Source organism: Corynebacterium sp. zg-331 (assembly GCF_014267345.1).
Lineage (GTDB): Bacteria > Actinomycetota > Actinomycetes > Mycobacteriales > Mycobacteriaceae > Corynebacterium.
This window is the reverse complement of record NZ_JACMYD010000004.1, coordinates 166,832-193,657: the sequence shown is the minus strand read 5'-3', so window position 1 is coordinate 193,657 and position 26,826 is coordinate 166,832. Positions and strand designations below refer to the sequence as shown.

At 63.3% G+C, this 26,826-nt stretch carries 25 protein-coding genes, 3 tRNA genes and 1 pseudogene; 11 read left to right on the top strand and 18 right to left on the bottom strand.

Annotation, left to right across the window (positions count from 1 at the left end):
• Together H7347_RS10970 and H7347_RS10965 are read left to right on the top strand one after the other, a co-directional pair.
• A pseudogene (locus H7347_RS10970) lies at window positions 1-154 on the top strand (IS3 family transposase); the annotation flags it as partial.
• 15 nt (window positions 155-169) lie between these two features.
• Window positions 170-271 carry an IS3 family transposase gene (locus H7347_RS10965; protein ID WP_370513935.1) on the top strand — a complete coding sequence of 34 codons (102 nt, stop codon included), beginning with the start codon at window positions 170-172 and terminating at the stop codon, window positions 269-271.
• A gap of 539 nt (window positions 272-810) precedes the next feature.
• On the opposite strand, the gene H7347_RS06770 is transcribed toward H7347_RS10965, so the two are convergent.
• Window positions 811-1,083, bottom strand: a complete 273-nt coding sequence (locus H7347_RS06770) for an acyltransferase (protein ID WP_152822589.1) — start codon at window positions 1,081-1,083, stop codon at window positions 811-813.
• A 2,505-nt stretch (window positions 1,084-3,588) separates the two neighbouring features.
• Window positions 3,589-3,852 carry a hypothetical protein gene (locus H7347_RS06765; protein ID WP_152822586.1) on the bottom strand — a complete coding sequence of 88 codons (264 nt, stop codon included), beginning with the start codon at window positions 3,850-3,852 and terminating at the stop codon, window positions 3,589-3,591.
• A gap of 607 nt (window positions 3,853-4,459) precedes the next feature.
• Between H7347_RS06765 and H7347_RS06760 the strand changes: the two genes are divergently transcribed.
• The 5 genes from H7347_RS06760 to H7347_RS06740 all read left to right on the top strand — a co-directional run bounded on the left by H7347_RS06760 (window position 4,460) and on the right by H7347_RS06740 (window position 8,579).
• On the top strand, window positions 4,460-4,951 hold the full coding sequence (locus tag H7347_RS06760; protein WP_152822583.1) for a hypothetical protein: 492 nt from the start codon (window positions 4,460-4,462) through the stop codon (window positions 4,949-4,951).
• A gap of 184 nt (window positions 4,952-5,135) precedes the next feature.
• Window positions 5,136-5,987, top strand: coding sequence for a DUF368 domain-containing protein (locus tag H7347_RS06755; protein WP_152822580.1), 852 nt, complete (start codon window positions 5,136-5,138; stop codon window positions 5,985-5,987).
• Complete coding sequence (locus H7347_RS06750; protein ID WP_152822577.1) at window positions 5,984-6,883, top strand: ABC transporter substrate-binding protein; 900 nt, start codon at window positions 5,984-5,986, stop codon at window positions 6,881-6,883. The genes H7347_RS06755 and H7347_RS06750 overlap by 4 nt, the downstream gene beginning before the upstream one ends.
• Entirely contained in the window at window positions 6,876-7,808 is a 933-nt protein-coding gene (locus H7347_RS06745; protein ID WP_152822574.1) for an amino acid ABC transporter permease, read from the top strand. Before H7347_RS06750 ends, H7347_RS06745 begins: the two co-directional genes overlap by 8 nt.
• Before the next feature lie 3 nt (window positions 7,809-7,811).
• Window positions 7,812-8,579 (top strand): amino acid ABC transporter ATP-binding protein, encoded by a 768-nt coding sequence (locus tag H7347_RS06740; protein ID WP_152822571.1) that lies wholly within the window; start codon window positions 7,812-7,814, stop codon window positions 8,577-8,579.
• A 164-nt stretch (window positions 8,580-8,743) separates the two neighbouring features.
• Here H7347_RS06740 and coaD read toward each other — a convergent pair whose 3' ends face one another.
• From coaD to H7347_RS06710, 6 genes are read right to left on the bottom strand one after another with little or no spacing between them, the layout of a single operon-like run.
• The gene (coaD, locus tag H7347_RS06735; RefSeq protein ID WP_152822565.1) at window positions 8,744-9,223 is read right to left on the bottom strand and encodes a pantetheine-phosphate adenylyltransferase; all 480 of its coding nucleotides are present in this window, start codon (window positions 9,221-9,223) and stop codon (window positions 8,744-8,746) included.
• Window positions 9,220-9,789, bottom strand: a complete 570-nt coding sequence (locus H7347_RS06730) for an RsmD family RNA methyltransferase (protein WP_152822562.1) — start codon at window positions 9,787-9,789, stop codon at window positions 9,220-9,222. Before H7347_RS06730 ends, coaD begins: the two co-directional genes overlap by 4 nt.
• Window positions 9,790-9,800: 11 nt before the next feature.
• Entirely contained in the window at window positions 9,801-11,858 is a 2,058-nt protein-coding gene (locus H7347_RS06725) for an ATP-dependent DNA helicase RecG (RefSeq protein ID WP_152822560.1), read from the bottom strand.
• Entirely contained in the window at window positions 11,859-13,160 is a 1,302-nt protein-coding gene (locus tag H7347_RS06720) for a DAK2 domain-containing protein (RefSeq protein ID WP_152822557.1), read from the bottom strand. It lies immediately after the preceding gene.
• Window positions 13,161-13,171: 11 nt separating this feature from the next.
• Window positions 13,172-13,831: a uracil-DNA glycosylase gene (locus H7347_RS06715; RefSeq protein WP_152822554.1), complete on the bottom strand. Its 660-nt coding sequence runs from the start codon at window positions 13,829-13,831 to the stop codon at window positions 13,172-13,174.
• Between the two features lie 3 nt (window positions 13,832-13,834).
• A complete protein-coding gene (locus H7347_RS06710; RefSeq protein WP_152822552.1) occupies window positions 13,835-14,788 on the bottom strand; it encodes a thiamine-phosphate kinase in 954 nt (317 codons plus the stop codon).
• A gap of 30 nt (window positions 14,789-14,818) precedes the next feature.
• Between H7347_RS06710 and H7347_RS06705 the strand changes: the two genes are divergently transcribed.
• Window positions 14,819-15,739, top strand: a complete 921-nt coding sequence (locus H7347_RS06705; RefSeq protein WP_152822549.1) for a DUF3515 domain-containing protein — start codon at window positions 14,819-14,821, stop codon at window positions 15,737-15,739.
• On the opposite strand, the gene H7347_RS06700 is transcribed toward H7347_RS06705, so the two are convergent.
• The gene (locus H7347_RS06700; RefSeq protein WP_152822546.1) at window positions 15,736-16,794 is read right to left on the bottom strand and encodes a D-alanine--D-alanine ligase family protein; all 1,059 of its coding nucleotides are present in this window, start codon (window positions 16,792-16,794) and stop codon (window positions 15,736-15,738) included. The genes H7347_RS06705 and H7347_RS06700 overlap by 4 nt on opposite strands.
• Window positions 16,795-16,800: 6 nt before the next feature.
• Window positions 16,801-17,799, bottom strand: coding sequence for an NAD(P)H-dependent glycerol-3-phosphate dehydrogenase (locus H7347_RS06695; RefSeq protein WP_152822637.1), 999 nt, complete (start codon window positions 17,797-17,799; stop codon window positions 16,801-16,803).
• A gap of 172 nt (window positions 17,800-17,971) precedes the next feature.
• Here H7347_RS06695 and H7347_RS06690 point away from each other — a divergent pair, with 172 nt between their 5' ends.
• On the top strand, window positions 17,972-18,937 hold the full coding sequence (locus H7347_RS06690; protein WP_152822544.1) for a bifunctional NUDIX hydrolase/histidine phosphatase family protein: 966 nt from the start codon (window positions 17,972-17,974) through the stop codon (window positions 18,935-18,937).
• Here the strand turns inward: H7347_RS06690 and leuD are convergent.
• Both leuD and leuC read right to left on the bottom strand, forming a co-directional pair.
• Complete coding sequence (gene leuD, locus H7347_RS06685) at window positions 18,915-19,520, bottom strand: 3-isopropylmalate dehydratase small subunit (protein WP_152822540.1); 606 nt, start codon at window positions 19,518-19,520, stop codon at window positions 18,915-18,917. The two genes, H7347_RS06690 and leuD, sit on opposite strands and share 23 nt — an antisense overlap.
• A gap of 20 nt (window positions 19,521-19,540) precedes the next feature.
• Entirely contained in the window at window positions 19,541-20,962 is a 1,422-nt protein-coding gene (leuC, locus tag H7347_RS06680; protein ID WP_152822538.1) for a 3-isopropylmalate dehydratase large subunit, read from the bottom strand.
• Window positions 20,963-21,088: 126 nt separating this feature from the next.
• Between leuC and H7347_RS06675 the strand changes: the two genes are divergently transcribed.
• Entirely contained in the window at window positions 21,089-21,796 is a 708-nt protein-coding gene (locus tag H7347_RS06675; protein WP_152822535.1) for an IclR family transcriptional regulator, read from the top strand.
• 11 nt (window positions 21,797-21,807) lie between these two features.
• On the opposite strand, the gene H7347_RS06670 is transcribed toward H7347_RS06675, so the two are convergent.
• From H7347_RS06670 to gltX, 6 genes are all read right to left on the bottom strand, one after another.
• Window positions 21,808-22,683: a PHB depolymerase family esterase gene (locus H7347_RS06670; protein WP_152822532.1), complete on the bottom strand. Its 876-nt coding sequence runs from the start codon at window positions 22,681-22,683 to the stop codon at window positions 21,808-21,810.
• Window positions 22,684-23,180: 497 nt separating this feature from the next.
• A tRNA-Glu gene (locus tag H7347_RS06665) sits at window positions 23,181-23,253 on the bottom strand.
• The gene (locus H7347_RS10960) at window positions 23,231-23,494 is read right to left on the bottom strand and encodes a hypothetical protein (RefSeq protein ID WP_370513934.1); all 264 of its coding nucleotides are present in this window, start codon (window positions 23,492-23,494) and stop codon (window positions 23,231-23,233) included. The genes H7347_RS06665 and H7347_RS10960 overlap by 23 nt, the downstream gene beginning before the upstream one ends.
• 344 nt (window positions 23,495-23,838) lie before the next feature.
• Window positions 23,839-23,911: transfer RNA gene (locus tag H7347_RS06655), tRNA-Glu, on the bottom strand.
• 18 nt (window positions 23,912-23,929) lie between these two features.
• Window positions 23,930-24,001 (bottom strand) — tRNA-Gln (locus H7347_RS06650).
• Window positions 24,002-24,096: 95 nt separating this feature from the next.
• A complete protein-coding gene (gltX, locus tag H7347_RS06645) occupies window positions 24,097-25,572 on the bottom strand; it encodes a glutamate--tRNA ligase (protein ID WP_152822529.1) in 1,476 nt (491 codons plus the stop codon).
• On the opposite strand from gltX, the gene H7347_RS06640 reads away from it, so the two are divergent.
• Window positions 25,571-26,824: an alpha/beta fold hydrolase gene (locus H7347_RS06640; RefSeq protein ID WP_152822527.1), complete on the top strand. Its 1,254-nt coding sequence runs from the start codon at window positions 25,571-25,573 to the stop codon at window positions 26,822-26,824. The two genes, gltX and H7347_RS06640, sit on opposite strands and share 2 nt — an antisense overlap.
• Window positions 26,825-26,826: the final 2 nt, after the last annotated feature.

Here is a 26,826-nt window from a genome sequence, read left to right as displayed (position 1 = left end):
AGCTCGTAAATCTTCGCTGCCTGACCTGGTCAAGCGCATGTTTGACCAGGGGCAACTTAACCGGGTCTGGATGTCTGATATTACGTATCTGCGCACTGGTGAGGGCTGGTTGTATTTATGTGTTATTTGTGATGGCCATTCCCGCAAAGCAGTAGCTCGGTGGATCGAAGTGGTCTACAACCGTCGTAGGCGGCACTCCAAGATCGGGATGATCAGTCCCGTAGAGTTCGAAAACCGGATCAACGACCAACGACAACAACAAGCAGCTTAACCAACAGGCTGCTTAACTACGTGTCCACGATTTGCGGGCAACCCCACGAGCACCACCGCCGCAAGACAAGCCCCGAAGAAAACCACCGCGATACACAACCGGTGAGTCATCCGAAACCCACAGCATGATCGAGAGGAGTACCACCAAACCTATAAGCGGGAACAACCGATTACCGATGGAAGGACGAATCACCCTTGGCAAGCGATCCAACGGGAAGCTATCACCAGCGCTATCCAGGAACGGCGACATGACAATCGCAGCAAGCGCTGATCCCAGTAACAAACTGAAAGCATGGCATAATACACCCAAGAAGCATCACTACCAGGCTCAAAAAACATCGCCATTGCCCCGGCTGAAACATCAGTAAGTAGTACCGAAGCCCTCACCAAAACCCTCCGATTCCTGCCAATATTGAGAAGAAGCACGATCAGAACGGGCCACAACAGGTAGTACTGTTCCTCAATAGCCAGGGACCAGTACTGCGCCGCAACATTCACCGTAAAGTGATCAAAATAGGAGCTACCCGAGACTATCTGAATCTAGTTATTTATAAATAATGTCACGTCAATGAACTGCGCCCGCAGACGCACCGCTAGATCCTCGCCGATCAAACCCACCACCGCGGTGATAACAAACAAAACCGTCATCGCTAACGGAAAAATGCGGCGAAATATCCTTAGTAAAAAATCCTTCATACTTATCCGGCCCGTTACCGCCTCCTCTCTCAACAGGATAGAAGTGATAAGGAATCCCGATAACACAAAGAAGATATCAACGCCAATGAAACCGCCGGGAAGAAAATCAGGGAGCAATGATATAACACCACCGTAAGAACTGCAATCCCCCGCAGCCCATGCAAGACAGGGACATCTCGCATTCTTCCCCGCCGCACTCCCGTTGTCAGAAATCGAGGAAGATTGCACAACCAAGACATACCAAGCTTGCAAAGGTTAGCGCAATAAGAGCGGTGGAAAATGTTGGCGTGCCCTACCCCTCGGCACGCCAACATCATCTATCCCGATGGATGATTTCAACGATATTCAATCTTAGTGACCAGACTGGTGCGTCGGAATGTCACCGCCCCTCAGCTAATCCCTGAATCACAAAGATGGCCGCTTCAACGGCTGACACCTATGAGCGTGATACCTTCCCCGTCCTTACGTAACCGCGAGGCCCCCTTCCCCACCATCACGGCGGAGTACCCCTTCCCGCGTATCTACATGATACACAGTACCGGATTCCGTATAAACTTTTGCCCTGATTTTTTGTTCCATACTAAAAAGATATCCAACTTTCCTAGGTTGAGGAAACGCCGACAGTAAATATGCTAGTTCAAATTACTTCGCCGCTCCACCAACTCCCAATACTGAACAGCAAAGACCCTCAGCCACCACCCGAAAGTCTGCTATTTACCACTTTACGCTTCCTGAATATACGTCCGCCACCGCGGCCCGAATATCAATGCATAACTTTACAGGAAATTTTAATCTTGTCGTTTACCATCGCTGACCATAACAATTTTTACAGATTTTACCACATTTAATTCCTGGGGCTTTTACTCAAGAATGGGAAGGCGGGTACCTAAACTCAGATTTTACACAACTATATTTAGTCCTTAATCCAGGATTCGGGAAATCATCATATCCTAGCGCACCGCTTGCCTCAGGCCATAGAAGTACCAACCATCCGACATTCGGAAGCAGTCAGACGCTGACGATGGCCACGAATAGGAAAGCTGGTTACAGTTGGTGCTACTTCCCGTACCATAGGGCCCCATTGCCGCCCACTCAAATCCTGCGGGCGCAGGGTTCGGCGGTGCGGGGAACTGCTCTTGCTGCGATTGTGGTTCCTGTTGCTGTGGGGCCGGTTGCTGGTAGCCGCTATTGGAGCTTTGCTGAGCTGCCGGAGCGGGCATTACAGGCTCTTGCGGCTCCGCTGGCTGTTGCGTGGCCTTTTCCGCTTCCCGTGCTTCGTGTTCCCGGCTAATCGATGCCGCTATCTCCTTCCGCTCCGCTTTCAACTTCCCTATTTCCGCTTCATGTGCCTTACTTTCCGAGATCCTTGCCTCTGATTCCTTTGCCACCTCAGCTTCGACTTCTCGAGAGTGGGAAGCTTCCGCTTCCTCGGCCCCGTTGTCCGAGCACGCGGTGGTGAGTATAGCAGTAGCACAGAGGCTTGCCATGACAATGAGATACCTTGCCGTCCGCATAGGATATTTCCTCTCGTACATGCTGATCACAGAGGCATCTACAACGCCCTGTGGCTATATTGTACCACAGGTAGCATCACTAGAGACGCTATCTGTAACCCATCACACCGCTAAAACCGTAGTGAACATCCAGTAAACACTGGTTGCACCCCACCTCGGCCCTCCAGTCGAGGAAACCCGTTTACCTACACTTTTATCGATCCCCAACGGAATCCACTTAACAAAATGCTTAGTCCATTGATGCTGAGGAGAACGGACAGGCCGTCGGAATCCCGGCAGGGCTGACCACCGCGCCCGCAACGCACCTGTCGTACGATCTAGATACTGCAAGGCTTTCCACAAATCATCCGCGCCGCCTACCAAACCCCAAGCACGGAAAAAGACCCTAAGAATTCCCAGGACATATCGCTGATTTGACCTCTACCGGGCCGCGCCTCGATGAAGCTAACCATCACGGATGAGCGAGGCCGAAGCTACTGCAACCGTGACATTATCCCCTAAGCTCGCTTGCCCATATCAATACCCAGCCCCCTCCCCGCGTGCTGCCCGATGAGGTACAGGTCTGGAACTCCCAGCGGCCCTCTCAACGCCGAGGCTAGGCTCCGTAAAGCCGAATCCCACGGTAGAGCGCACGTCATTTTATGCACGACCAGGAAAGTGAACTGGGAATCATCACGAAATGCGCTACCCATCAGAGCATCATCGACAGCCCCCGGCAACTTATCAAGATCAGAGCGTTAGATCGTGAGATCAGCAGCGCTTGTAACCTCATAGAGGACTGAATGCAGGAAAAATCAACGTGGGTTCTTGAGCTCTGGGCGTTGGCAGACCCGGCGCAAAAACCGAATTGAGGAGATCATCATATCCCACCTGGCCTACCCATTAGACAGTGACCCCAGGTTCGAATATAAATTTCTAATTCCGGAACAATGCGATATCTCCTCACGACATTTATCTGATATATCGCTACAAGGCCACTCAACTAGCATTTTGGCAGTCTCTATGAGCTGACTGTCGCTATCTAGTTACGATCGCATAGAAATACTCCCCGCTAGTTGGCGCCTAATAACTCAGCCCAGCCAACAAGGAGCATTCCTATACCAAGATCTTAAAAAGAAAGACCAAACGGGGCAATCAAGCCCTGCGCCGCCTCACGAGCCTGGCCCAGGACGTCAATGGGCGTGGAAAGCTCGTCGAGATCCTCGATCTCAATTTCGTCCGCAAGCTGGATGGACGGCTTGAATTCCACGTTCACGAGGGGGCAAGGGACCGCCGCCTCGTGCTTCTCACACGCCATGGCCGGTGCCGCCGTCGCCCCCATCGCCACAGCCAGCGCCGCCACAGACACACCAAAACGACGGATCTTATGCATCCTCAATACACCTCTCACTGTACGTTTTCACCAGGGTCACGCTCGTAAGCGCATACAACACGCTAGCACAACAGAAATCTACGGAACCGTAACACTGACCACAGATGATTCACATCACCGTATCAGCGTCATCATCGCCACAGCGTAGGGCTACGTTCCTCGTGGTGGCTGGCCCTCCCCCTCATTTCGCCGGCGCCCCGTAACCCAGAAACCACCTCCCACCGGTGCTTCCCTAGGAGAAGCGAGGCTTAACCACCGAGCAGAGCCCTTCGTGCGGGTCTATTCATAGAGTTATACGGTCGCGATCCAGCCTGCGACCACACGACACCGGGTGAAGATCTGCCTTCCCTTGATAGCGTCATGAATAATCCCGGGATCAGCATCACCGACACAAGAACCACCCTGCGTGTTTTCCCTCGCAAGTTCAAGCCTTTCCGCTTCCTCAACTCACGATAAGCACGAGATTGGAGCATTGCCCCGATCGACCAAAGTAGACCTTCATAGCCAAAGGAGGAAACCCATTTGGGGGTGTCCGGTTGCATCTGCCCGAAAAAACCCTACCCTTTAGACAGTATTCTGGCCCCTTCCCGCCGAGAGGATCCTACCCATGAAGCGCACCTTTGCCGCCGCGAGCATCGCCGTGGCCATGACCGCCGGGGCCGTCGCCCCCGCTCAGGCCAACGAGTTCCTGGACGAAAACCGCACCGTCTTCGACGAACCCCAGTGCCCGAGCACCACCACGAGCGACAACGAATTCCTGGGCAAAAAGCAGAGCGTCTTCGATCAGTGCACCGCACAGGAGAAGAAGCCCGCCAAGGAGAAGGACACCAGCAAGCCAGCTAAGCCGAACGAGGCCACCAAGCCTAGCGAAGCCGCAGCCCCGGACGAGAGTCCCGCCTCGGAGAAGCCCGCCACACCGAGCAAGCCCAGCGAGTCGCCCAAGCCGGGCAAGAAATCTCCCTTGAGCGACATCGATAAGGAAAAGCTGAAGGAACAGGTGCAGGGTTCCGTGCAGGGGTACAAGACCGTGCAGCCGATCATCAAGGTTCTGATGAAGGCCCTGCACATCGTGCGCAAGATCTTCATTCCATTCCCCTGATCCCACGGGGGAGCGACCCCTCCGCCACGCCGCCACGCAATCGGCCCGAGGAATTGGCCCCGCGCCGAATAATGGATATTATGCATGAGTCCATGTTTATCCATCCCGAGTTCTTCACCTTCGGTTGGTTGACTCGGACGGCAGTAACCGCGACCGGCATGGCCAGGAAGGCGACCACTCCCCTATGACACCCTCCCCGCCTGCGGCAGCAGCGAATATTATCAAGGGTGCCTGCATCGGCATGGCCGAGCTTGTTCCGGGCATCTCCGGCGGCACCGTAGCCCTTATCGTGGGCATTTACCAACGAGCTCTTCACGCTGGCAACGCCCTGATCGCTGCCGCTCGCTCCCGATCTTTTCCCGCCCTCCGCGCCGTGGATTGGCCGTTTCTCCTCTCTATCGGCCTCGGAATGGTGGGCGCTATTTTCTTCTTTTCCGGATGGATCCATTCCTTCGTCGAAGGACACCCCCGGATAGCCAAGGGACTCTTTCTTGGCATGGTGTCGGTATCCCTCATCGTACCGCTGCGTATGATCGGCCTCGGGGAAATACGCCGTCGTATCACCCTGATCCTGCCCGTTTTTGCTCTGTGCGCCGTCGCGAGCTTCCTCGCCACAGGATTCACAGCGGAACCTGTGGCCGATCCTTCGCTCCTTGTCGTTTTCTTTGGAGCGATGATCGCGGTATGCGCCCTGGTTCTGCCCGGATTATCGGGTTCCTTCCTCCTTCTAACCCTAGGACTCTACCAACCTGTGATGGGAGCGCTACATCACCGTGAGTGGGATGCGATCGCGGTATTTATCCTCGGCGCTGCTGTGGGTTTGGCGGCATTTATCCAGCTCCTAGAGAAAATGCTGCGCGATCACCACACGATGACCCTCACCGTGATGGCCGGGTTGATGCTTGGTTCCCTCCGCGCCCTGTGGCCCTGGGATGGGCCGATGCCAGATGCGGGGGCACCGGTTTGGGCCGCCATCGCCCTCGGAGCGGCGATCGTCGGCGGTATTCTCTATCTGGATCGCGGGAAGAATGCATGAAGAAGATAAGAAAGATCGCAGCCACGGGCCTCGCCGCCCTGATGGCGCTGGCCGGGTGCGTGACCAACGAGGAACCCGGTACTCCCGAGGGCTGGATATCCATCGCCCCGGAGGCCTCCCCCGAGGTGCAGGCGCTGGTTCCCCAGGAGATCCGGGAGCGCGGCGCGCTCATTATCGGAACCAATCCTCCCTTTCCTCCCTTTGAGTTCAAGGACTCCGCAGGAAATATCATCGGGATGGAGATGGATCTGGCCCGGGCGGTGGCCTCCGTCATGGGCCTGGACCTGCGGATTATCCAGCAGGACTTTTCCAAGATCCTGCCGGCCGTGGACGCGGGCACAATCGACATGGGGGCGACTGGCTTTACCGATACCCCCCAGCGCCGGGAGAACTACGACTTCGTCAATACCCTCTACGCGGGTATTCAGTGGGCGCAGCGAGGAGACGGGGACCCCATCGATCCTGCACAGCCCTGCGGGCTGACCGTGGCGGTGCAACGCACCACCGTCTCGGAGACGGACGACGTGCGTCCCAAGAGCGAGGAATGCGTGGCTCGGGGGGAAAAGCCCATCGAGGTGCTCTCATACGACACCTCGGATTCCGCGGCCACCGCGCTCGTCGTGGGCCGGGCCGACGCCCTCTCCGCCGATTCTCCCGTGACCTCCTGGGCCATCGAGAAGGCCGGCGGCAGTATCGAGAAGGTTGGCCCGATGATCGCGGCCGCCCCCTATGGGTTTGCCACCCTCAAGAATTCGGAACTCAGCATCGCCGTGGCCTCGGCGATGCAGCATCTCATCGAGACCGGGGACTACGCCAGGATCCTCGGTCAGTGGAACATCACAGACGGCCTGCTTGCCCAGGCCACGATCAACGAGGAGCCGATTCGCCATGCCTAACCCCAGTACCCAGCCCGCACCGATCAAGGCGGTGCCGCTCAAGCACCCCGGGCGCTGGCTCACCGCCGCCCTCGTGCTGGCCCTGGCCGCCTGGGTTCTCATCGGTGCCGCCACCAATGAGGCCTACGGGTGGGACGTGTATCGCTCCTACCTCTTCGACACCCGCATCGCCGCCGCTGCCGGCCACACCCTGCTCATCACCATGCTGAGCATGCTCATCGGCCTTGTGGGCGGCGTGGCCCTGGCCGTCATGCGGATGTCTCCCAATCCGGTACTCGGCGCGGTATCCTGGCTTTTTCTCTGGGTCTTCCGCGGCACCCCCATCTACGTGCAGCTGGTGTTCTGGGGTCTGATGGGCTCGCTCTACGAGGTGATCCGAGTGGGCCCGGCGGAGGTGAACCTGGAGAGCCTGCTCGGTAACGCCTTTCTTCTCGCGGTGATCGGGTTAGGACTCAACGAGGCCGCCTACATGGCGGAGATCGTGCGCTCCGGCATCCAGGCGGTGCCCGAGGGACAATTTGAGGCGTCGAAGGCCCTGGGGATGGGATGGTGGCTGACCATGCGGCGCACGGTGCTACCCCAGGCCATGCGGATCATTATTCCGCCCACTGGCAACGAGTTCATCTCCTTGCTCAAGACCACGTCCCTGGTGGTAGCTATCCCTTATACCCAGGAGCTCTACGGCCGCTCCATCGATATCGCCAATGCCCTCTTTGCCCCCGTCCCCATGCTGATGGTCGCGGCCACCTGGTACCTGGTGATTACCTCGCTGCTCATGATCGGCCAACACTATCTGGAAAAGTACTACGAGCGCGGCTCCACCCGGGAGCTCACCGGGCGGCAACTCGCGGCCCTGGCGGATGCGGAAGGTGCCCTGCCCCGCAATATTAGCGTGATCAACCACGCGGATAACCGGAGGAAATAAGACATGACCACGCCCATGATCGAGGCTCGTCAAGTGTGGAAGTCCTTTGGCAGGCTCCCCGTGCTCAAAGGCATCGACCTCACCGTCCCCCGCGGCTCCGTTACCTGCCTTATCGGCCCCTCCGGCTCCGGCAAGTCCACCCTGCTGCGCTGCGTCAATCACCTCGAGAAGATCACCGCCGGCAGGCTCTACGTGGACGGCCAGCTCATCGGCTACCAGGAGCGCAACGGGGTGCTCTACGAGATCACCGAGCGCCAGGCCGCCCGACAGCGCTCCGGGATCGGCATGGTATTCCAACAGTTCAACCTCTTCCCGCACCGCACGGTGCTCGAAAATATCGTCGAGGCCCCCATCCACGTCAAGGGCATGGATCCCCACACCGCCCGGGATAAGGCCCGCGGATTGCTCGACCAGGTGGGTCTGGCGCACAAGGCCGAGGCCTTTCCGGCGCAGCTCTCCGGCGGCCAGCAGCAGCGAGTGGCCATTGCTCGGGCGGTAGCGATGGAGCCTAAACTCATGCTCTTCGACGAGCCCACCTCCGCCCTCGACCCGGAACTGGTGGGCGAGGTGCTGCGCGTGATGAAGGACCTGGCCGGCCAAGGCATGACCATGATGGTGGTCACGCACGAGATGGGTTTCGCCCGCGAGGTAGCCGATCAGGTGGTCTTCATGGCCGACGGCGCCGTAGTGGAGGCGGGGTCGCCGGAACAAGTACTCGACGCCCCGCAACAGGATCGCACCCGTAGTTTCCTGTCCACGCTCCTGAAGTAAGGCCAAGGGCCCACCGTACGGCAGGCCCTTTTATTTGCTTGCTTCTTCTTATCGGGGATTCTCCTCGCGCGGGTTCGGAGCATAAGATGCTCGCGGAGCCGCTCCGGGCTCATCTTCCACGCGCTGCGGTCGCGGGACAAGCGCCACCTCCTTTCCGCTCGGATTCACCGCCGAGCGTACTTGGCGTGCACCGCCTCCGCCACGTGCGGGGGCAGCAGCCCGGAAATATCACCGCCATAGCGGGCTACCTCCTTGCACAGCGTGGAAGAAATGTACCCGTACTTTTCATCCGTGAGCAGAAAAAAGGTGTCCACGCCGGAAAGACGGCGGTTCATCTGTGCCATGGGCAGCTCGTACTCGTAGTCCAGGGAGGAGCGCAGCCCCTTGACCAGGGCGGTCACCCGATGCGCCGTGGTGTAATCCACCAGGAGCCCTCCCCAGTGATCCACACTCACGTTCCCCAGGTGTGCCACGGAATCCTCGATGAGCCGCTCGCGCTCCGCCACGCTAAATAGCCCGCTGCTTTTGTGTGGATTGGCCGTGACCAGCACGACGACCTCCTCGAACTGGGCGGCGGCGCGCTGGAAGATATCCAGGTGGCCCAGGGTAACCGGGTCGAAGGAACCGGGGCATACCGCCTTCATTCCGGCTCCCCCCACACCGCCATGTCCATGCGGGCGATGCCGTAGGTGCGCTTCTTGAGCTTCTGCTCGGTGGGGCTAAAGCCCTCCGGCCACTCGGTTTCCGGGGATTGCCGGTGCCGCTCCACCACCACCGCCGCCCCCGGCGCCAGGGCCGGGATGAGGGCCTCAAGCATGGCGCGCACGGACTCATCCGCGAGGTCGTAGGGGGGATCGGCCAGCACCATGTCGAAGAACCCGCGCGGGGCGCGCGCTAGGTAGGTGGACACCTTGGCCTCCTCCACCTGGATATCCGGGTGCCCGACTTTCAGCACGTTATCCCTGATGACCCGCACCGCGGGCGCGTGCGATTCCACCAGGACCACCTGGGCGGCCCCCCGCGAGGCGGCCTCCAAGCCTAACGCCCCGCTGCCGGCAAAGAGATCCGCCACCCTTTTCCCCTCGAAGCCAAAGCGCACCTGGAGGGAGGAGAACAACCCCTCCTTTGCCCTATCGGAGGTGGGGCGCGTGCCCTGTGGGGGCACCTTGAGGGTGCGTCCCCGGGCCTGCCCGGAAATAATGCGTGCCATAAGCTACCACTCTAACTTTTTTCCAAGAACTCCTGACTATCCGGCGCGATATCGGTGGCAATGCGCTCTGCCACCGCTCGGTTGCGCGCCACCAGAACTTCAGCATCCCTATTCGCCCGCTCGATCACGTCCTGATCCTCAAACAGGTCCAGCAGGCGGATCTGCCGGTTGCGCCCCGACTGCGCCTCGCCCAGCACGTCGCCCTCCTGCCGCAGGCGCAGATCCTGCTGCGCCAGCACGAACCCATCCGTGGTGGCCGCCACGGCCTCTAGGCGCGCCCAGCCCGGATCCTCCGGAGTACTCTCCGTGACCAGGAAACACAGGGAGGAAAAACCACCGCGGCCCACCCGGCCCCGCAGTTGGTGCAGCTGGGAGATGCCAAAACGCTCGGCCTCCATAATCATCATCACCGTGGCGTTGGGAACATCCACGCCCACCTCGACCACGGTGGTGGACACCAGCACGTCGATCTCCCCGGAGGCGAAGCGGCGCATCACGTCCTCCTTATCCGCCGCGGGGAGTTTGCCGTGCAACACCTCCACGCGCAGCTCAGGCAGAATCCGCTCGGCCACCTCGGTCACCCCGCCCTCGCCTTCGATACGCGGGCACACCACGTAGGCCTGGCGACCCACGGCCACCTCCTCGCGGATGCGCTCCCAGGCGCGCCGCACCCAGGCGGGCTTAGACTCCGGCACAATCCAGGTGCGAATGGGGCGACGCCCCCCGGGAAGCTCACGCAGGGTGGATACCTCGAGATCACCAAAGACCGTCATCGCGATGGTACGGGGAATGGGGGTGGCCGTCATCACGAGCAGATGCGGGTTACCTCCTTTGAGCCGAAGCCGATCGCGCTGCTCCACACCGAATCGATGCTGCTCATCGACCACCACGAGGCCCAACCGGAAGAACTCCACGGCGTCTTGAATGATCGCGTGAGTGCCCACCACGATGTCCGCCTGTCCGGAGACGACGGCCAGCAAGGCTTCTTTGCGCGCGGCGGTGCTCATGGAGCCGGTGAGCAACACTACCGAAGCCGCAATCCCGGCGCGCAGGAGCGTTTCCGTGAGGGAACGCGCGTGTTGGGTGGCCAGCACTTCCGTCGGAGCGAGCAGGGCGCACTGGTGGCCGCTGTCTACCGCCTGGAGCATGGCCAGCAGGGCCACGATGGTTTTGCCCGAGCCGACCTCCCCCTGGAGCAGGCGGGACATGGGCACCCGGCGGCTAAGATCACGAGAGATCTCCGTCACCACGGCCTCCTGGCCCGGGGTGAGATCGAAGGGAAGCGCCGCGCGCAGCGCGTCGTGGAGGCCGCCCGCGCGCGGGGGGCTGGGCGGAGCCTCGCGGTGGGAGGCGTCGGCGCGGCGCAGCGCCATAACGCAGGCCAGGGCCAGGGCTTCGTTGTATTTGAGGCGGAATCGGTGGGGTTGGGGGCCTTCGGGACCTGGTTGGTGGATGCCGCGCACGGCCGCATCGAGGCTCACGAGGTCGGCGGGAACCTCATCGAGGGATTCCGGTATGGGGGGTAAGGCCGCGAGTGTATGCTCCACCGCGGCCATGATCCGCCACGAGGTCAGCGTCTTGCGGGCCGGGTAGATCGGGAGGTAATCGCGCTCCTCAAGAATCTCCGCCACGTGCTCCCCAGTGCCCTGGCGTGCGATGGGGCCAAGGAGCACGTAGGTGGGGTGTTGCAGCTGGGGCACATCCCGGAAGTAGCGCAGCTTGCCGGAAAACATACCTCGGGTGCCGGGGGTGAGTTGCTGGCTGATCCAACGCGATTGGAAGAAGGTGGCGATGAGTTCCTCGGTGCCGTCGGTCAGCGTGACACGGGTGAGCAATTTCCCGGCCCGGGTATAGCTTTCCTGTACCCGGCGTACCTGCCCCACGCAGGTGACGTGTTCGCCTTCCTCGGCTCCCGCTACGCTCACCCCAGAGCCGTAACGCGAGTAGAGGCGGGGATAGTATTCGAGAAGCTCCGCGACGGTGTTCACGCCGAGGTTCTTGGCCAGGGCGCGCGCTTCCTTGGCGGGAAGGACGTGAGACAGCGGGCGCGGATCGCTCCAACCCAGCATTTATTCCACCCCGACTTCCACGGCGGCGGCGAGGTTATCGGCACGGTAGGCCATGAGTTCGACGCCGAGTTCCCGGCGCAATGCCGCGGCGTCGATGGTGACATCCGGGCGCACGAGCAGGGTCACGAGTTCCCCGCCCGAGCGCAGGAGCTGGCGACAGGTCGCCGAGAGCGTCTCCGGGTCGTGGACGTCCGCGGTGCGCATGGCCGCCACAGTCTCTCGCATGACCTGAAGTGCACTATCGCGCGGCAGCTCCGGATCGTAGACGGCGAGCGCCGCGATCCCCTCCACGAGCCGGGTGGTGGGCACCACCTGCGGGCCGCCAAGCTCGCTTAGACCGTTGGGCAGCACGATGGCTTCCCGGTGCGGGCGTGCCCCCGGGGCGATCACCTCGGCCCCGGCATCGCGGAAAAGGCGCTCCATGCTGCCGGTGGGCACCACGGCGATCACACCGGGTTCCTCAGCCCGAACGGTCTCCGGTAGGGCTTCGAGGCGCAGATCCGTGACCTCTCCGAGGACGAAGGCGCGCTCGATGAGTTCGCCGCTGCGCCGGGAATGGATGTGAACGCCGGCCCTGCCGGTGCCATCCGGAGCAATGATGAGGCTGGTGCCCAGGGATTCTAGGGATCGCCGGAGCGCGGCGCAATCGCCCCGATAGGAGAACATGACCTCAAGGTGTGGCCCCGTGGTGGGCGGAGCGAGGCTTCCCAGCAGGGCATCGAGAATGACCACCAGGCCCTGCCCGCCCGCGTCCACGGCCCCCTTGAGGGCGGGCAGCTGCGCCGGGGTACGAGCCAACGCGCGGTGGGCGGCGTCGGTGGCGGCCGCCACGACCCGGTGCAGGTCGTCGCCCTCAATCTGTTGGTGGGAAGCCGCCTGGGCGGCGGCGCGCAGGACGCTGAGCACGGTGCCCTCCACCGGCCGAGTGATCGCATCGCTGACGAGCTCCAGGGCGCGGCCAAGCGCGGCGGTGACCTCGGCGGCGCGCAGGGCATCGCCCGACTCCTCGGCCAGGCTGCGTAGCACCTGGGAGAGCACCATGCCGGAATTGCCGCGCGCTCCGGCCACCGCGCCTCGGGTCAGGGCGGCGGTCACCTGCGCGGCGGTGGCGTCCTCCGGGAGATCGCTCAGTGCCGATACCGCAGAGTGCATGGTGTGGGCCATGTTCGAGCCAGTATCCGAATCGGGGATGGGAAAGACATTGAGGCGGTTGATCTCCGGGCTGCGCGCCTCAAGGTGACTGGCCGCGCGCCGGGCCCAGGCCGCCAGGGCGGGGCCATCGAGCTCTAGGAGGTGCGCCATGGGGAGATATTTTACAAACGCCAGTCCACCGGGGTGGCGCCGCGCTGCTCCAGGAGCGCATTGGCCTTGCTAAACGGGCGAGAGCCGAAGAAACCCCGGGAAGCGGACAGCGGCGAGGGGTGCGGCGACTCGATGGTGGGGGTATCGCCCAGGAAGGCACGAGCGGTCTGGGCGTCGCGGCCCCACAGGATCGCCACCAGGGGGCGTTCCCGGCGCGCCAGGGCGGTGATGGCGGCCTCGGTGATCTGTTCCCAACCCTTGCCCCGGTGGGAGGCGGGCGCGCCGGGCCGCACGGTGAGCACGCGGTTGAACAGGGCCACGCCCTGACGAGACCAGGCGGTGAGGTCCCCATCCTGGGGCTGCTCTATGCCAAGATCCTGGGAGAGCTCCTTGAAGATGTTGAGCAGGCTCTTGGGCAGGGGGCGCACTCCGGGCTGGGTGGAAAAGGAAAGCCCCATCGCGTGACCGGGGGTGGGGTACGGGTCTTGGCCGATGATGAGGACCTTGACCTCGTCGAAGGGATAGTGAAAGACGCGCAGGACGTCGCTTCCCGCGGGCAGATAGCCGCGACCGGCAGCGTTCTCCGCGCGCAGGAAATCTCCCATCCGATGAATCTGATCGGCCACCGGCTCGAGGATGGGCTGCCAGCTTTCGTGCACGGGAAGGCTCATGGCTTAAAAGCTTAGCCACCCGGCTCGGTAGACGGGGGGTTGTCCCCCCACGGCCACCCCGCCGCCGCGCTGCACGATCCCGATGCGGCGGAAACCTGAGGGGACGTTGCCCGGCGTGGTGGCCACGATGGTGTGATCCTCGCCTCCAGCGAGTACCCATGACCAGGGGTCGATGCCCAGGCGCTCCCCCAACCTGATCATGGACTCGGAGGGGGCGATGGCCTTAGGGTCGAGGTCGATGGCCACCCCGGAGCGCTCGGCCATCGTGGTGAGATCGGCCACGAGGCCGTCGGAGTTATCGGTGGCGGCGGTGGCCCCGGTGGCTCGGGCGATCATTCCGCGCCCGGGCGGCAGGTAAGGGTTAGTGTGGGCGTCACGGAAGGCAAGGAACTCCTCCGGGACCTCGCGGCCGTAGCGCTCCAGGAGGGCCAGGCCGGCGGCGGAGTCCCCGATGGCCCCGGCAGCCACGAGGATCTGACCGGGGCGAGCGGCGTCGATCGACAACGGGCGGCGATCCCCGCCGAGGGAGCCCACGGCGGTCACGGAGAGCACAAGGTTCTCCCCCGCGGTGAGGTCTCCCCCGACCAATTCCGCGGAGAAGCGTTCCACCTGCCGTTCGATGCCCTCCGCGAGCCCGCGCACGAGGCTCACCGGAGTCTCTGGTGGGGCGGATAGTGCGAGTAAGGCCCCGACGGGGCGCGCCCCCATCGCCTCGATGTCGGCAAAGTTTTGCAGGATCGCCTTGCTGCCCACTTCCTGGGGAGTGGACCAATCGAGGCGGAAGTGGCGGCGTTCCACGAGCATGTCCGTGCTCACCACCACCCGGGAGTTGGGCTGGGCGCTGACCAGCACGGCGGCATCGTCGCCATTGACGCGGGAGGGAGCGGTGGTCATGATTTCCCGGATGACCTGGCGTTCGCCGACCTCGGCGATGGTGGGGCCTGGGGAGGTCGGCATCAACGGGTCCTTTCACTAGACTCACAAGCCATGAGCGATGTGGATAGCACGAATCACTTCGGCCACGCGGCGAAGACTGCCTCCGATTTTAATCGCACCCCTATTTATCTCGCGCTGATCCTCGCCGTGATCGCCGTCCTCGGTGCCATCGTGGGGGCCCGGGTGGTATTCGACCGCGCCGCCCATCAGCCCATCGCCCTGGCCACCATCGATGCCCCCAAGGCCGAATCCGCCGCCTGCCGGGATCTCCTCGGGCGCCTACCGGACAGCGTGGCGGGGTGGGAGCGCACCGAGCTGGCGGATCCCGCCCCCGCCGGTGCCGCCGCGTGGGCGCGCACCTCACAGGATCGGGCGACGCTGCGCTGCGGGGTGCACTTCCCCGAGCAATACACCAGGGTCTCAACCACGGAAGACACCGGCGGCGTGCGCTGGTTGCGCATCGCCGACCCCGATTCCACGCTGAATACCTGGTATGCCGTGAATCGCAGCCCCACCGTGGCGGTCACGGCCGAGGGGATCGACCCCACCGAGGCGGTGGCCGAGGCGGTGGCCGGGCTATCCGAGGAACACCGCGAGCCGCACTCGCTGCCGTTCGATGACGTCGCCACGCCTGAAGGCGAGCGCTGCGCTCACCTCATGCGAGGCCTGCCCGAAGATCTGGGGGGACGGGCGCTGGTGGAAAAGACGCGGGACAAAGCAGTATGGAGCGCACCCGGCTCCGATCCTCTCGAACTGGCCTGCGGGGTGGCCATGCCCGAGGCCTACGCGCCAGGTAAACAGCTCACCCAGATCAACGGCATCGACTGGCTCCACGAGGGCGACCTCTTTTATGCCCTGGGCCGGGAGGTAATCGTCGCGGCCTCGATCCCCTCGACCCCGGGAAACGGCCCGCTGGTGGACCTCAGCGCCGCCATCGGGGCAAACCTGGCGGCGGCCGAGGGCTCCTCTTAGCCGCGCGCCAGGGCGGTCTCCACCAGGATGCCGAGCAGGCGCTGATAATCCACGCCGCTGGCAGCAAAGACCTTGGGGTACATGGAGATGGGGGTAAAGCCCGGCAGCGTATTGACCTCGTTGAGCACGGGACCCGATTCCGTGACAAAGAAGTCCACGCGGGCCAGCCCCTTGCAGTTTAAGGCGCGAAAGGCGGTCAGGGCCATGTCCTTGAGCCTCTCGATGGTCTGGGCCGGAAGCCGCGCGGGGATCTCCGCCGAGACCACATTATCCAGGTATTTGGTATCGAAGCCGTAGAAACCCTCCTCGGAATCCTCCGTGCCGATCAGGCGCGCGGGTTCGGAGGCCGCCAGGGAACCATCGGGGTACTCCAGCACCCCCACCTCGACCTCCGCCCCCGTGATCTCTGCCTCCACGATCACCTTGGAATCCTGTTGCCGGGCCAGCGCCACGGCGGCCTCGAGATCCTCCCACTCCTCCACCTTGGAGATGCCGATGGAAGAACCTCCGCGGGCGGGCTTGACAAACACCGGCAGGCCGAGGCGATCCCGATCCTGACCGCTGAGCGATTCCTCCCCGTGCAACACCACCTCGGCGGTCACCGGCAGGCCGGCGGACACCACGAGCTTCTTGGTGTATTCCTTGTCCATGCCGCAGGCCGAGGCCAGCACACCCGGACCCACGTAGGCGACACCGGCCAGCTCGAAGAGACCCTGCACGGTGCCGTCCTCCCCGCGCGGGCCATGCAGGACCGGGAAGATGACGTCGACGGTGGCATAGGTGCCGCGTCCATCGGTGAAGCGGAGCGCCCCGCGATGGGCCGGATCGAGGCTCAGGGCGATCTCGGCGGCGTCGGCGACCTCGGGCAGCTCCGCGTCCCTGGCCGGATCCGTGGTACCCACCACCCACCGGCCCTGGCGCGTCACCCCCACCGGAATAACCTCGTAGCGCTGCGAGTCCAGATGGCTCATCACCGCCGCCGCGGAGATGCAGGAGATGGAGTGCTCGGGGGAGTTGCCGCCATAGACTACGGCCACACGAATCTTATCCGCCATTATTACTTAGTACTCTGCTTTCTTTGATCGTTCCATCAGCGAGGACATCATCGCCTCCACCGACATTCCATCGTGGCACACCGCGTGAACCGCCTGAGTAATAGGCATATCCACGCTATACCGACGGGCCAGCTGCGCGATCGACGTCGAGGATACAACCCCCTCGGCCACCTGGCCGCCAGTGGCGTTGCGCGCCTCCTCCATGCTGCCGCCAGCTCCCAGGCGGGCCCCGAAGCGGTGGTTGCGCGAGAGCGAGGAAGAACACGTAGCCACCAAATCACCCAGGCCCGCCAGCCCGGATAAGGTACGCGGCTGCGCACCGAGGGCCTGGCCCAGGCGGGTGATCTCCGCGAGGCCCCGGGTGATGACCGTGGCCAGCGTGTTATAGCCCATTCCCAGCCCGGTGGTGATCCCGCAGGCCACCGCGATGACGTTCTTGCATGCCCCACCCACCTCGCAGCCCACCACGTCACTATTGGTGTAGGGGCGCAGATACTGCGTGGAGACCGCCTGTTGCACCTCAACCGCACGCGCGGTATCCGAGCAGGCGATCACCGTGGCCGCCACCTGCTCCTGGGCGATCTCCCGTGCGAGATTAGGGCCGGTAAGCACGGCAATGCGCCCGGACTCAATGCCGGCATCCTCGATCACCTGGTTCATGAGCATGCCGGTGCCCATCTCCACCCCCTTGGAGATACTGACCACGGTGGATCGGGCGGGAATCGCGCTGCCCCACTGGGCAAGGTTGGCCCGCAGCGTCTGGCTGGGTACCCCCAGGACCACGATCTGCGCGTGGTCGAGGGCCCAGCGCGGATCCGCGCTAGCCTGAACCTGCCTCGGGAGCACGGTATCGGGCAGGTAATCGCGGTTGCGGTGCTCCGCGTTGATGGCGCGTGCCACTTCCTCGCGCCTGGCCCACAGGCGCACGCTATTGCCCGCATCCGCAAAGACCTTGGCGAGAGTCGTACCCCACGACCCAGCCCCCATCACCGCTACCGCCACCATCCACCTGCTCCCTTCGTCCAGTACCATGCCACCCCAGCCTGTGCCCGAGGTAACGTCCTCCCCTAGAGCATAATGTTGCCCTCTCCCCCACCGCGTAGCTCAGGTGGCGCCACCGCGCTGAGGCAGGAACAATGGGCGGGGATATTAACGCCTTGACTAGGAGAACTTTTCTATGACCACGCATTCCACCTCCACGCATCTTTCGGGTAGATACCACAGCATTCCTAAGGACCCCGCCGGGGAGTTTCCCAAGGCCACCCTGGCCGCCGGCGCCGTGCTCTGGCGCGAAGAGGAAGGCGAGCTACAGGTCGCCGTGGTACACCGGCCCCATTACGACGACTGGTCGCTACCCAAGGGGAAGGTGGATCCGGGGGAGTCCCTGCCGGCCACCGCCGCCCGCGAGATTTGGGAGGAAACCGGCTACCAACCGGTGTTGGATCAGCTCCTGGGCACAGTGACCTACCCCGTCAAGGGGCGCACCAAAGTGGTGTACTACTGGACGGCCCACGTGACCGGCGGGGGATTTCTGGCCAACGAGGAGGTAGATGAGCTGCGCTGGGTGACCGTCGAGGTCGCCCAGCGGCTACTCAGTTACGACGTAGACGTGGAGGTGATGCGCACCGCTGCCACATGCCTTCGCGCTCGCGCCACCTCCCGAATCATCCTGGTGCGTCACGGCCACGCCCATCAACGGCGCAACTGGGGCGGGGACGACGATCGCCGCCCCCTCGATAAGAAGGGCCGCCGCCAGGCCGAAATGCTCGTGCCCATGCTCCTTGTCTATCGGCCAGACGCCTTCTACAGCGCCCACCCCGAACGCTGCCAACTCACCACCGCTCCCCTGGCCGACGAGCTCGGCCTGGACGTCACCGTCGATGCCTTGTACGGCGACCAGGGATGGGCCACCTCGATGACCCGCGCCCAGCACAGGCTGGAGGACATCATCGCCGCCGGGGGTACCTCCGTGGTGGTGAGCCAGGGGCGCTACATTCCCGAGGCGGTGGCCTGGCTAGCGGCCAACGGAACCCTTCCCTTAGGCGAGATCCGGGCCAAGAAGGCCAGTTGCTGGGTGCTGTCTTTCCGCCAGGGGGCGCTGGTGGCCGCGGAGTACCTGGCTAGCCCGCTGCCGGTGAAGTAACCCTGGGTTTGAAGCCGGGGCGGGTGCCTTCAAAGGCCTCGATCTGCTCCTCCTTACGCAGCGTCAGACCGATGTCATCCAGCCCTTCCATGAGCCGCCAGCGGGTGTAGTCATCTACCTCGAAGGGATAGACGTTGTTGCACGCGGTGACAGTGCGGTGCTCCAGGTCTACGGTCAGCGGCAGGCCGGGTTCCTGCTCCATGTGTTTCCAGAGCAGCTCGATATCGCTTTCCTCCATCCGCCCGGCCAGCAGGCCAGCCTTACCGGCATTACCGCGGAAGATGTCTGCAAAGCGTGGGGAGAGTACCACGCGGAAGCCGTAGTCCATCAACGCCCACACGGCGTGCTCGCGGGAGGAACCGGTACCGAAGTCCGGTCCGGCCACCAGGACGGAGCCTTGACGGTAGGTATCCTGGTTGAGCACGAAACCGGGATCATTGCCGCGCCAGTTGGCAAAAAGACCGTCCTCAAAGCCGGTGCGGGTGACGCGCTTGAGGTACACGGCCGGGACGATCTGATCCGTGTCCACGTTGCTGCGCTGCAGGGGCACGCCCACACCGGTGTGGGTGGTGAACTTTTCCATGATCCATATCCTCTCTTGCGCTACGCGATGTCCGCCGGGCTGGCCAGGTGTCCGGCGATGGCCGTGGCCGCCGCCACCGGAGGCGAGACCAGGTGGGTTCGCCCGCCGGGACCCTGGCGGCCCTCGAAGTTACGATTTGAGGTGGAGGCCGAGCGCTCCCCCGGTTTGAGCTGATCCGGATTCATTCCCAGGCACATCGAGCAGCCCGCCGTGCGCCACTCCGCGCCGGCTTCCAGGAACACCCTGTCCAGGCCCTCCTTTTCCGCTTGCTGCTTCACCATCGTGGAGGAGGGCACCACCATCATCCGCAACCCTTGGGCTATCCGTCGCCCGCGCAGGATATCCGCGGCGGCACGCAGATCCTCGATGCGGGCGTTGGTACACGAACCCAGGAACACCGTGTCGATGGTGATCTCGCGCAGCGGGGTACCGGGGGTCAGATCCATGTAGTCCAGGGCCTTGGCGGCCGCGGCCTTCTCGGCCTCGTTACTAAAATCTTCCGGATCCGGGACGCTGGCGGACAGAGGCAGCCCCTGACCGGGATTGGTTCCCCAGGTCACGAACGGGGTCAGGGCGTCGCCGTCGATGTGCACCACGGTGTCGAAGGTCGCACCCTCGTCCGTGGGCAGGGTCTTCCAATACTCCACCGCGGCCTCCCACTCCCCGCCGGTAGGCGCCAGCTCGCGGCCCTTGACGTACTCGAAGGTCGTCTCATCCGGGGCGATCATGCCCGCGCGCGCACCGGCCTCGATCGACATGTTGCAGATGGTCATGCGGGCCTCCATCGAGAGCTGGCGGATGGCCTCACCCCGATACTCGATGATGTGCCCCTGTCCCCCGCCGGTACCGATCTTGGCGATGATCGTCAGGATCAGGTCCTTGGCGGTAACCCCCGGCTGCAGCGTCCCGGAGACCTCGATGGCCATCGTCTTGAAGGGCTTGAGGGAGAGCGTCTGGGTGGCCATCACGTGCTCCACCTCGGAGGTACCGATCCCCATGGCGATGGAGCCGAAGGCCCCGTGGGTGGAGGTGTGCGAATCGCCGCACACGATGGTCATACCGGGCTGCGTGGCCCCCAATTGTGGGCCCACGGTGTGCACGATGCCCTGGCGCACGTCGCCCATGGGGTGCAGGCGAATGCCGAACTCCTCGCAGTTCTTGCGCAGGGTAGCCACCTGCGTGCGCGAGGTCTGATCCGCAATGTCGAGCAGGTTACCGCCGATCACCCCCTTGGTGGGCACGTTATGATCCTCGGTGGCCAGGTGCAGGTCGGGGCGCCTGATCTTGCGCCCGGCCATGCGCAGGCCATCGAAGGCCTGCGGGGAAGTCACCTCGTGAAGGAGTTGCAGGTCGATATAGATGAGGTCGGGTTCCCCGTCCTTGCCCGGGGAGACGATGTGATCCCGCCAGACCTTCTCGGCCAGCGTCAGCTTCTCACTCATGATGGCGCTCCTGTTTCATTATGTGAAACCAGTATGTCACTATGTGAGATACCATAGTCCATTCCCGCTCTCCCCACACCTTACCCTACCCTAACTTCCCATAGTACGGAATGATAGGATCGCAGCATGGGACATTACGACGCCTCCGGGATCAAGGTGCTCGACCGAGCCGTCTCCATCATGGTGACAGTGGCACATCAACCCCGCAATCTCACCGAGCTCTGCGAGGCCACCGACTTGCCCCGGGCCACCGCGCACCGACTAGCCACGGCCCTCGAGGCTCACCGCATCCTGGCCCGCACCAACGAGGGAAAGTGGACCATCGGCCCCACCCTCACCGCCATCGGGGCACGCTCCAAAAATCAGCTGATCGACGCCGCCACCCCCACAATGGCCGCCCTGATGGAGCACACCGGGGAATCCGTGCAGCTCTACCAGCTCACCGGCACCTCGCGCACGTGCATCGCCGCCCTGGAGCCCTCCTCCGGGCTGCGGAACACGGTGCCCATCGGTTCGCGAATGCCGCTGACTGCGGGTTCCGCCGCCAAGGTCTTTCTCGCTTACGCCTCCCCCGAGCTGCGCGAGAGCATCCTCCCCCAGGCTTCCTTCGACGCCGCCGCACTCGATGAGGTCAAGGCGCGCGGCTGGGCGGATTCCGTCGGAGAACGCGAGGTGGGGTTGGCCAGCTTGTCCGCCCCCATCAACAATTCTGCCGGGGAGTTCCTCGCCGTCCTCTCCCTCTCCGGGGTCTCCGAGCGACTGCGACCTAGCCCCGGGGAACTGTGGGGAACCACGATCCTCGACTCCGCCCGCCGCCTCTCCGAGGCCCTCTAGCCGCCTGACCGCTACGCCTTGCGCTGGCCCTTGAGAAAGTTCCAGGTCATCTCCGCCGCGTTCGGGCTGGAGTACCATTCGTGCCCACCCCCGGGAACCAGCACCTCCTCCACCTGCTTCACGCAGCCCACGTGGGAGACGTCGGCGCCATGGCGATTCTGCTCCGTGCAACCGTTGCGGGAAGCATACGAGGCCACCACATCCCTCACGCGAGCCACCGCCGCGCCGTGGCGAGAGCCACCCTCGTAGGGCACCACCGCATCCGCATCACCATGAATATCCATAAACGGCACCGCCGCGGAGGAACATCCCTCGTTAGTGGGCAGGTAATACGCTCCGGAGACCACCGCCACGCCCGCCACCAGGTCCGGTGCCTTGCACCCTAGGGTGGCCGCCATGCCCCCTCCGTTGGACATGCCCGCCGCATACACGCGGCTGCGATCCACATTGAGCACCAGGGAGACCTGATCCACGATCTGCCGCACCACCGCGATGTCCTGCTCCGCGGTGGTCTTGGCATAGGGGCCTCCGGCCCAGGCATTTTCCACCCCTCGCGGGTAGATGACGATGGCCTCGTCCGCCGCTCCGGAGTTGGCGTATCCGGAATAGGCACGGAACTTCTCCGGGCTATCGCCCCAGCCACCAAAGGCGAGAAGCACCGGGGTGGGCTTGAGCGGGTTATAGTTGCGGCTCACGCTCACGAGGTAGCTGCGATCCGGACCGTTGGGCACCGGCACGGTAATCTCGCGGAGTTCCCCGCCGAGCAGCTGCTGCGGCAGGGAGCTCAACTCGGCGGGAAATTCCAGCGCCGAGGCGCTGACGTTACCTGCGATAAGAAGAGATACGCTGGCCGCGAGGGCGGCGACGGCAGATTGAAGGCGCTTCACACCGCACTACTTTAGACGAAGGGAGAGACCCCTATGTAAACCCGGGAAGGAGCTGAAAGGATACGAAACCTAAAAACCGCATTTCCCGACCCGTCTCCCCAAAAATGCGACGGCCCAGACGGCACTATACCCCCGGAATGCGGAATCATCCGGGGTGCCGAAGGCCACCCTCGGAGCGTTCCAGGTGGCGGAGCCATGAACGTGCCACCCGCCATCGTGGCGCCAGGGCCGTCGGGAATGCTGAGAGTCGAGCGGGAGCCATCGCCGAGGAGCAACGATTGCTAGTTCAGTCCCACGTCAAAGACCTCACCGGCGTATTTTTCCACGTCCACCGCGCGGCGGCGCGGTTTAGGGAGCCTTCAAACCGGGTGGGCCGTTCATAAGCAGAATGCTCACTATCTCTCGGTGACCATCGCATAACACACGGCGCAACTCCACGGAGCGTGAAAGCACAATTAAAGCCGCGACCTCCACAAAGAGATCGCGGCTTTATACTGTACCCCGTACGGGATTTGAACCCGTGTTACCGGCGTGAGAGGCCGGCGTCCTAGGCCACTAGACGAACGGGGCGCGTCGCGCTGACTCGGATTACAATAATGTAAGCAGGAACATATACACAAACCCCCTGTTCACAGCGATAAAAGTAGCCCGCTGCGGGGATCGCCACCCCTGCATCCAGGCACTCCGTGATCCGATTGCGCAGATCTCGCCGCACGATCTCAATGCTCCACATCCACACGATGTGCCCGAAGCGCTCCGAGGCATGCTCACCCAGGAGCCGATCCCAGGGCGCGGGTACCACCCCGAACATCGGCATGAGGCCCACGCGCAAGGTCGCGGAGACAACCACGCCTCGATCGCGGGCTAACACTCCGCCACCACGCAGTACGACACGGCGAAGGAACTGGAAAAGACGAAGCGAAGGACAAAGCTCACGTAGGGCCGCTCGTTGCCCGGATAAGAATAGATGGCATGGGTGGGTGTTCTCCGGACTCATGCCAAGCGTCTCCGGGAGCGCCTGCGGCGGGTTGGTAGCGTTGCGCTCCGGGGTGCTTCGGCGGAAACGGCACCGTACCGGCACAGGTGATAGGGGAACCTAGGGAACATGCGGATACGGAAAATCCCCCACCGAGAATATCGGTGGGGGATCAGAAGTACCCCGTACGGGATTTGAACCCGTGTTACCGGCGTGAGAGGCCGGCGTCCTAGGCCACTAGACGAACGGGGCGCGGCGATAAAATCGCTGCTGGCCTACCAGGACTCGAACCTAGAATGACGGTACCAGAAACCGTAGTGTTGCCAATTACACCATAGGCCATTGTTGCTTCCCGGCGGCGTTTCGCGCCGTGCAACGGGAAACACTATAACCACAACGCCACAAAAGGAACAAACTACCAGCTAGAAGCGCTTTTCTTAGACGCTAAAGGGAGTTCGCTCGCGCGCGGCTCGAAGCCGAGCCAGGGTGGAATCTTTGCCCAGCAGCTCCATCGATTCGAACAGCGGCGGGGACACCGCCGCACCCGTGATGCCCACCCGCAGCGCGCCGTAGGCCTTACGGGGCTTGAGTCCCATCTCCTCGATCAAGGCTGCGGACAACGTCTTCTCGATCTCCGGGTGGGTCCACTCCCCCAGGGCCGTCAGGCGCTCGATGGATGTATCCAACACCGAGGCGGCATCCTCCTTGAGGTTCTTGCGCGCGGCCTTCTCGTCAAGCACCAGGGCGTCGTCGGCCACCACGAGGAACCGCAACAGACCATAGGCATCGCCGAGGGTCTTGATGCGGGTATGCACCAGCTCGGCGGCAAAGGCGAGCTTCTCCTCCGGATAGTCCACTGGAAAGTCCGTATGGTCGGTGAGGTAAACGCGCAGACGCTCGCGGAAGTCGGCGGGATCGAGCAGCCGAATCTGATCGGCGTTGATGGACTCTAGCTTCTTTTGATCGAAGCGGGCCGGGTTGCCCAGCACGTCGGCTACGTCGAAGGCGGCCACCATCTCCTCGCGGGAGAAAATGTCTTTGTCCGCGGACAAAGACCAGCCCAGCAGCGCCAGATAGTTGAGCATGCCCTCCGGGATGATGCCCGCCTCCACGTGGTTGAAGAGGTTGGACTCGGGATCGCGCTTGGAGAGCTTCTTGTTGCCCTCCCCCATGACGAAGGGCAGGTGCGCAAACTGCGGCACCGCATCGGCCACCCCGATGCGGATCAACGCCTCGTAGAGGGCCAGCTGACGGGGGGTAGAGGAAAGCAGATCCTCGCCGCGCAGCACGTGGGTGATCCCCATGAGGGCATCGTCCACCGGATTGACCAAGGTATAGAGCGGCTGGCCGTTGGAGCGCGCCACCACGTAGTCGGGCTGCGTCTCCGCCTTGAAGATCATGTCCCCGCGCACCAGGTCGTGCCAGGACCAGTCGTGATCCGGCATGCGCAGGCGCCACACGGGCTTGCGCCCCTCGGCCTCGAAGGCCTTGATCTGCTCCTCGGTGAGGTCGCGGTCGAAGTTGTCGTAGCCAAGTTGCGGATCGCGCCCGGCGGCGAGGTGGCGTTCCTTGACCTCCTCGGCGGTGGAATACGCGGGGTACACCTCGCCGGCGTCGATAAGCTTTTTGAGTACCTCCGCATAAATCTCCATGCGCTGCGACTGGCGGTAGGGTTCCTGCGGACCACCCACGTCGATCCCCTCGTCCCAGTCCAACCCCAGCCAGCGCAGAGACTCGATGATGGCCTGGTAGGACTCCTCGGAATCACGCGCAGCGTCCGTGTCCTCGATGCGGAACACCATCCGTCCGCCAGTATGACGGGCATAGGCCCAATTGAATAGGGCGGTGCGCACCATGCCCACGTGTGGCGTGCCGGTGGGCGAGGGGCAGAATCTCACGCGAATGTCACTCATGCCCCTATTTCACCACACCTCGACCTCGGGGTTGTGCGCGGCCACGACGCCCGGTAGGCATAGAGGCGTGGAGAGCCTTTCCGTTCACGAACACACCATCACCGTGCCCCTGCACCGCGCGGATTCGCGCGACGAACGCCGCGTGGAGGTCTTTGCCCGGGTGCTCAGCCGCGATCCCCGGCTACCGCACCTGCTCTACCTCCAGGGCGGGCCCGGCTGCGAAACCCCGCGGCTGTGGCCGGCCTGGATGCCGGTGGCCCTGGAGCGCTACCAGGTGGTGCTGCTGGATCAACGTGGCACGGGGCGCTCCACGCCCATCAACCAACCCCAGCCCGCCGAATACCTGCGTCACCTGCGTGCCGACGCCATCGTAGAAGACGCCGAAGACCTACGCGAACATCTCGGCGTGCGGTCCTGGTGCGTGCTCGGGCAGTCCTTTGGAGGTTTTAGCGCGCTGCGCTATCTCAGCGCACATCCGGACAGCCTCGACCGCGTGTTCTTCACCGGCGGATTGCCCTCCCTCACCCACGCCCCCGAGGAGATCTACGCCGCCACCTACGACACCATGCGCCGCCACACCGAGGACTACTACCGGCGTTTCCCCGAGCATCGCGACCGCATGACCGACCTCACGATGCGCGCGGAGCGCGGCGAGCTTATCCTTCCCGACGGCGAGGTGGTCAGCCCCTCGCGCCTGCGCAGCATAGGTCACCTGCTGGGCACCAACGACGGCTGGATCCAGCTCCACGGGTTACTCGATCTACCCTGGGGCTGCCCCGCCTTCTCCCACGACCTCGCGGCCGCGCTGCCCTTTAGCGGCCGCAACCCCCTCTATTACGTACTACACGAATCCTGCTACGCCAACGGTGCTACCACCGGCTGGGCGGCCCAGCGCGCCATGCCCCAGGATTATCAGGATGACCCCACCCTATTGACCGGCGAGCACGTCCATCCCGAGTGGCTCGACACCGTGCCGGCCTTTCGGCCCTGGAAGGCCGCCGCGCACGAGGTCGCGGACACCGCCTGGCCTCTCCTCTACGACCCGGAGGCCATCCGCGACGCGCGCGGGGCCGCGGCGATCTACGCCAACGATGCCTACGTGCCCCTCGAATTTTCCCTCGACACCGCCCGGCACATGCCCGGGTTACGCACGCTGGTAACCAGCGAACACGAGCACAACGGCCTGCGCGCCAGCGGAGGGGAGATCCTGCGTCATCTCTTCGACCTCAGCGAGGGCACGCGGCTGCGCTGAGG

Bases quoted from the DNA above. Each gene is read 5' to 3' on its own strand.
- H7347_RS06765 (WP_152822586.1), bottom strand. From the start codon at position 3,852: ATGCATAAGATCCGTCGTTTTGGTGTGTCTGTGGCGGCGCTGGCTGTG.
- H7347_RS06760 (WP_152822583.1), top strand. From the start codon at position 4,460: ATGAAGCGCACCTTTGCCGCCGCGAGCATCGCCGTGGCCATGACCGCC.
- H7347_RS06755 (WP_152822580.1), top strand. From the start codon at position 5,136: ATGACACCCTCCCCGCCTGCGGCAGCAGCGAATATTATCAAGGGTGCC.
- H7347_RS06750 (WP_152822577.1), top strand. From the start codon at position 5,984: ATGAAGAAGATAAGAAAGATCGCAGCCACGGGCCTCGCCGCCCTGATG.
- H7347_RS06745 (WP_152822574.1), top strand. From the start codon at position 6,876: ATGCCTAACCCCAGTACCCAGCCCGCACCGATCAAGGCGGTGCCGCTC.
- H7347_RS06740 (WP_152822571.1), top strand. From the start codon at position 7,812: ATGACCACGCCCATGATCGAGGCTCGTCAAGTGTGGAAGTCCTTTGGC.
- coaD (WP_152822565.1), bottom strand. From the start codon at position 9,223: ATGAAGGCGGTATGCCCCGGTTCCTTCGACCCGGTTACCCTGGGCCAC.
- H7347_RS06730 (WP_152822562.1), bottom strand. From the start codon at position 9,789: ATGGCACGCATTATTTCCGGGCAGGCCCGGGGACGCACCCTCAAGGTG.
- H7347_RS06725 (WP_152822560.1), bottom strand. From the start codon at position 11,858: ATGCTGGGTTGGAGCGATCCGCGCCCGCTGTCTCACGTCCTTCCCGCC.
- H7347_RS06720 (WP_152822557.1), bottom strand. From the start codon at position 13,160: ATGGCGCACCTCCTAGAGCTCGATGGCCCCGCCCTGGCGGCCTGGGCC.
- H7347_RS06715 (WP_152822554.1), bottom strand. From the start codon at position 13,831: ATGAGCCTTCCCGTGCACGAAAGCTGGCAGCCCATCCTCGAGCCGGTG.
- H7347_RS06710 (WP_152822552.1), bottom strand. From the start codon at position 14,788: ATGCCGACCTCCCCAGGCCCCACCATCGCCGAGGTCGGCGAACGCCAG.
- H7347_RS06705 (WP_152822549.1), top strand. From the start codon at position 14,819: ATGAGCGATGTGGATAGCACGAATCACTTCGGCCACGCGGCGAAGACT.
- H7347_RS06700 (WP_152822546.1), bottom strand. From the start codon at position 16,794: ATGGCGGATAAGATTCGTGTGGCCGTAGTCTATGGCGGCAACTCCCCC.
- H7347_RS06695 (WP_152822637.1), bottom strand. From the start codon at position 17,799: ATGGTGGCGGTAGCGGTGATGGGGGCTGGGTCGTGGGGTACGACTCTC.
- H7347_RS06690 (WP_152822544.1), top strand. From the start codon at position 17,972: ATGACCACGCATTCCACCTCCACGCATCTTTCGGGTAGATACCACAGC.
- leuD (WP_152822540.1), bottom strand. From the start codon at position 19,520: ATGGAAAAGTTCACCACCCACACCGGTGTGGGCGTGCCCCTGCAGCGC.
- leuC (WP_152822538.1), bottom strand. From the start codon at position 20,962: ATGAGTGAGAAGCTGACGCTGGCCGAGAAGGTCTGGCGGGATCACATC.
- H7347_RS06675 (WP_152822535.1), top strand. From the start codon at position 21,089: ATGGGACATTACGACGCCTCCGGGATCAAGGTGCTCGACCGAGCCGTC.
- H7347_RS10960 (WP_370513934.1), bottom strand. From the start codon at position 23,494: ATGTTCGGGGTGGTACCCGCGCCCTGGGATCGGCTCCTGGGTGAGCAT.
- H7347_RS06640 (WP_152822527.1), top strand. From the start codon at position 25,571: ATGCCCCTATTTCACCACACCTCGACCTCGGGGTTGTGCGCGGCCACG.
- gltX (WP_152822529.1), bottom strand. From the start codon at position 25,572: ATGAGTGACATTCGCGTGAGATTCTGCCCCTCGCCCACCGGCACGCCA.